Source organism: Colwellia echini (assembly GCF_002843355.2).
Lineage (GTDB): Bacteria > Pseudomonadota > Gammaproteobacteria > Enterobacterales > Alteromonadaceae > Colwellia > Colwellia echini.
On sequence record NZ_PJAI02000110.1, the window covers coordinates 1 to 377 of the forward strand.

Consider the following 377-nt stretch of genomic DNA (forward strand, 5'->3'; position numbering starts at 1 on the left):
AAAGATCGCGGAGTGGTAGTTCAGTTGGTTAGAATACCGGCCTGTCACGCCGGGGGTCGCGGGTTCGAGTCCCGTCCACTCCGCCAATTTTGTTAAAATCATCATATTTGATGCAGGTTGTAAGTCCTGATAAAATTTACAAACAAAAGATCGCGGAGTGGTAGTTCAGTTGGTTAGAATACCGGCCTGTCACGCCGGGGGTCGCGGGTTCGAGTCCCGTCCACTCCGCCAATTTTGTTAAAATCATCATATTTGATGCAGGTTGTAAGTCCTGATAAAATTTACAAACAAAAGATCGCGGAGTGGTAGTTCAGTTGGTTAGAATACCGGCCTGTCACGCCGGGGGTCGCGGGTTCGAGTCCCGTCCACTCCGCCAA

3 tRNA genes are annotated in these 377 nt (G+C 50.1%); all 3 read left to right on the top strand.

The window, feature by feature from the left end:
- Positions 1-9 precede the first annotated feature (9 nt).
- The 3 genes from CWS31_RS17455 (at position 10) to CWS31_RS17465 (ending at position 376) form a co-directional block, all read left to right on the top strand.
- Positions 10-86: transfer RNA gene (locus CWS31_RS17455), tRNA-Asp, on the top strand.
- 68 nt (positions 87-154) lie between these two features.
- Positions 155-231 (top strand) — tRNA-Asp (locus tag CWS31_RS17460).
- Positions 232-299: 68 nt separating this feature from the next.
- Positions 300-376: transfer RNA gene (locus CWS31_RS17465), tRNA-Asp, on the top strand.
- Position 377: the final 1 nt, after the last annotated feature.